Origin of the sequence: Bacillus sp. MYb209 (assembly GCF_002975175.1) — a bacterium.
Classification (GTDB): domain Bacteria; phylum Bacillota; class Bacilli; order Bacillales; family Bacillaceae_G; genus Bacillus_A.
The window spans coordinates 1-3145 of sequence record NZ_PCNZ01000096.1 but is presented as its reverse complement, the minus strand read 5'-3'; the positions used below and the strand labels follow the sequence as shown (position 1 = coordinate 3145).

General features: G+C 35.7%; 1 protein-coding gene. It reads right to left on the bottom strand.

Annotated elements, in window-relative coordinates; all coding sequences use genetic code 11:
* Positions 1–75: 75 nt before the first annotated feature.
* Entirely contained in the window at positions 76–2790 is a 2715-nt protein-coding gene (locus tag CQZ94_RS30385; protein ID WP_105588395.1) for a M4 family metallopeptidase, read from the bottom strand.
* Positions 2791–3145: the final 355 nt, after the last annotated feature.

The window sequence follows — 3145 nt, the reverse complement described above, 5'->3', positions numbered from 1 at the left end:
GTCGTGGAACTGAGAAGCTCCCACTTCAAGCTTTGCTAAGTGGCGAGTAGTTCACTTTACTGCAATAAGTTACTATTATTTTAATACCTTTCTAAATTTACGACCAAAAGAAAGAGCCATACCGGCAAGAACCATCAATAAACCCATTGCTGCACTGTTATTTGTACTTGCACCCGTTTTTGGAAGCTCTTTATATGTATCTTCTTTTTTATCAGAAGTACTATTGTTTGAGATTTTACTGTTACCAGTATCGGAGGCATTGCTGTTGTTAGTACCAGTACTGCCTTTATCAGGGTTATTACCGTTACCATTGTCCTTATCTTTCACAACCACTTTTTGTATTGTAGTTACCTCATTGCCTGCGAAATCTTTGACACTATATATTACTTCATAAGTACCGGCTTTAGATATATCAACAGTTCCTTCATGCGTTACTTTAGAAGTAAGGTCACCGCCTTCTTTATCAGTAGCTGATACTCCTGCCATTGGATCGAATTGATTACCCTCAGTAATTGTAGTTTCAGCAGGTACTTTTAGTACTGTTTTTTCATCTTTAACTTCTTCTCTAGCTCTAACCGTTACTGTTTGTTTCGCAGTTACTTCATGACCTTTAGAGTCTGTAACTGTGTAAGTTAATACATAAGTACCGGCTTTAGATGTATCTACTTTACCATCAACTGTTACTTTAGAAGTAAGGTCGCCGTCTTCTTTATCAGTAGCTGATACTCCTGTCATTGGGTCGAATGAATCTCCTACATTCATTGTTGCTCCAACAGGCACTGTTAATTTAGGTTCCATATCTGGAGTTTCTCCATTTTCCTCTACAATTACAGTCTGTGTAGCCGTTGCATTAACCCCTTGGGAATCGACAACCGAGTACTCCACACTGTATTTACCTGTTTTAGAAGTATCTACATTGCCTTTATGTTTTACTCTATTTGTTAAATCACCATCTTCTTTATCAACAGCTATTACACCTCTTATCGGGTCGAACGTATCACCTACATGTAGTGTAGTTGTAAACGGTACAGTTAACTCCGGCGCTTGGTTTTCCGCAGGCTTTTCTTTTTCTTTCACTGTTACCTTGATTTTTGCTGCATCAAAAGCTTTTTGGACTGCTTGAGCTTCAGTTGAGTTCGCGCCATATTTATTTGTTGCAACTCGAAGGCATGCTGATCTCAATTCAGAGAAATCGGAAGTCATGTTTAATTCATCAGTGTTTGCATAATAGAAAATATCAAACATTTTATCCTCGCCAATACCTTTTACAGTTACACCGTTATGAGTGCCACCTTTTGCCATTAAATACGCAACTTTATTAATAATACTTGAGTTGAAATGAACGCCTCCATCATCCTCTCCATTTAAATCATTATATGCACTATAATCATCTGGATAAAGTACTCCAAGTGAAGATGGAACGGACGCTGGATTTTCCATATCACGTAAAACTGATCCAGTTTGTTCTCCTATTGTCCAGTTAAATTTCCCATTGTTTATATATTTCTCAATAGCTGTTCCCATAATATCCGATAACGCCTCGTTAATCGCACCAGATTCTCCGGAATATTCAAGATTGGATTCGCTAGATGTAACCGCATGTGTAAATTCATGTCCCGCTACGTCAAATGCCTTTACCACAGGATCTCCATATACAAGCATACTACTATTATTAATATTAGTACTGAATGCATTCTCCCAATTTTTCGGATCATTTGTATCTTCAGAATCCCACGCATGTACAACTGAAACTACTTTTTGTCCCTTATTATCAAAACTATTACGTCCGTATTTATTTTTATAAAAATCATATACCTTTGTTGCTATGTAATGAGCACTTACCGCCTTTGGGTCATTAAATGTTGTTGAAGTGCTAATTGCTAGTGTACCAGGGTAATAGCTTTCCTCTTGATTAATATCTCTGTAATTTACATCATACGTTTCAATTCCTTGCCCTCTTGTGTAATCAGCAAGCGCATATTTCCCATCACTTTGTCTAGAAATACCAAATGTACGAGATATACCTAAATCATCTTTTCCTGTTCCAGTTAATGATGTAAGATTACTTTTTCTACTTTCCTTTAGGGCTCCAACAAGTTTTTCACTTGCTTTTAAACCTGATTCTTGCACCATATTTTTTAACATATCACCATTATGAGCATTCACTAAATAAGTTCCAGATACATAGTTTGGTGTTGCAGCAGCAAATGTCACTTGGTATGCATTGCTAGCTTGTCCATTATTTTCATCAACAAAAATAACTGCCTTTACTTCTGGCTCAGAAATAAAATTGATATCGTTCCCGTACTTCGTATAAATATATCGTTTCGCTTCTTCTTGTGATAGATTAATAGGCTTCTTTAAATCTTCTTGTTTTAAATTTTGCGCACTATCCCCTGAAATACTTTTAATAACACCCCTTTTATCTACGTGTGCAGTCAATTGATACCCATATACTTCTTTTTCTTCGTACGTTTGTTGTATACGCACAAGTGTAGTCCCGTCATAAGAACCACGTTTTTGAAGAACCTTATAATCTACTCCCGCTTCTCCATTCACTTGTTTTGGAGACAAAGCTTGCTCTGTCTCCTCCTTAAGAGCATCTTTTACTACATTCTCTGGTGCCTTTTGTGATGGTTGTGTAAGTTCACCTGTACGGAATGAATCCTCCTGAATTTGAACTTGTAGTTGATCTGTTTCCTCTGTATGACCTACTCCATATGGTATTACAGCTGTTAAAGCTAATCCTGTTGTTAATGCAACAGTAGCTGTTCTTTTTTTATTTTTCATGGTATTTACCTCGTATAATTTTCTGAACTATTAAATCTATAAAATTATACTGTCTATTCCTATCGAAATAAAGAGAAAATTACTGTTAATAATGAATTTTTCTTTTATAGATCATATTAGGTATAAATTATAAAAAATGGTAAAAATCACTTATAAAAAAGATGGTTCTGTTGCAAGGTTTATTGAAAATTAAATTTCTTGGATTAAAAAACGTTATTCTTCCTAATCTAGCTTGTATAAAAAGAATAACGTTTTTTGGTACTTTGGGGTATCTTAAGTTGATGGACATGGGGTCACCATCATGCCCATCAACTTAAGAGCGGAAACAAAATGAACTTTTGTTCATATGAACTCA

Excerpts from the sequence above, each read along its gene's own strand:
- CQZ94_RS30385 (WP_105588395.1), bottom strand. The coding sequence starts at position 2,790 with ATGAAAAATAAAAAAAGAACAGCTACTGTTGCATTAACAACAGGATTA.